Annotated in this window: 1 protein-coding gene; it reads left to right on the forward strand. The window is 64.6% G+C overall.

The window, feature by feature from the left end:
- Positions 1–1,089 (forward strand): toprim domain-containing protein (locus tag EN932_RS36760; protein WP_245483410.1); only part of this gene is annotated, 1,089 nt, incomplete at both ends.

Consider the following 1,089-nt stretch of genomic DNA (forward strand, 5'->3'; position numbering starts at 1 on the left):
GCATGGCGTCGGCGTGTCCGTGGTCAACGCGCTGTCGGACCATCTCGAGGTCGAGGTCGCGCGGGGACGGCAACTCTATCGGCAAAAATTCTCGCGCGGCGTTCCCGTGACCGGCCTGGAACAGTTGGGCGAGGTCCACAACCGGCGCGGCACAAAGATCCGCTTCCACCCCGACGAGCAGATTTTCGGCAAGGGCGCGGCGTTCGAACCGGCGCGGCTCTACCGTATGACGCGCTCGAAAGCCTATCTGTTCGGCGGCGTCGAGATCCGCTGGACCTGCGATCCGTCGCTGATCAAGGAAAAAGACCAGACACCGGCCAAGGCGGAATTCCATTTTCCCGGCGGCCTGAAGGACTATCTCAAGGCATCGCTCGGCGACGACTTCCAGGTGACGCGCGAGATTTTCGCCGGCAAGAGCGAGAAACAGGGCGGCCACGGCTCGCTCGAATGGGCGGTGACCTGGTTCGGCGGCGACGGCTTCATCAATTCCTACTGCAACACCATCCCGACCGGCGAAGGCGGCACCCACGAGGCCGGCTTCCGCAACGTGCTGACGCGAGGCCTGCGCGCCTATGCCGACCTCGTCGGCAACAAGCGCGCCTCGATCGTCACCTCGGAAGACGTCATGATCTCAGCGGCGGGCATGCTGTCGGTGTTCATCCGCGAGCCGGAATTCGTCGGACAGACCAAGGATAGGCTGGCGACGATCGAGGCAATTCGAATTGTCGAGACCGCAATCCGCGATCCGTTCGACCATTGGCTGGCCGACAATCCGCAGGAAGCCTCGAAGCTGCTCGAATGGGTGATCGCACGCGCCGACGAGCGGGTGCGCCGGCGCCAGGAAAAAGAGGTGTCGCGCAAGAGCGCGGTGCGCAAGCTGCGGCTGCCGGGCAAGCTCGCCGACTGCACGCAGAATGCCGCGGCCGGTGCAGAACTGTTCATCGTCGAAGGCGACTCGGCCGGCGGCTCGGCCAAGCAGGCGCGCGACCGCGCCAGCCAGGCCGTGCTGCCATTGCGCGGCAAAATCCTCAACGTCGCCAGCGCCGGCAACGATAAGCTGGCGGCCAACCAACAGATTTCAGACATGAT

Origin of the sequence: Mesorhizobium sp. M7A.F.Ca.US.002.01.1.1 (assembly GCF_004022955.1) — a bacterium.
Classification (GTDB): Bacteria; Pseudomonadota; Alphaproteobacteria; order Rhizobiales; family Rhizobiaceae; genus Mesorhizobium; species Mesorhizobium ciceri.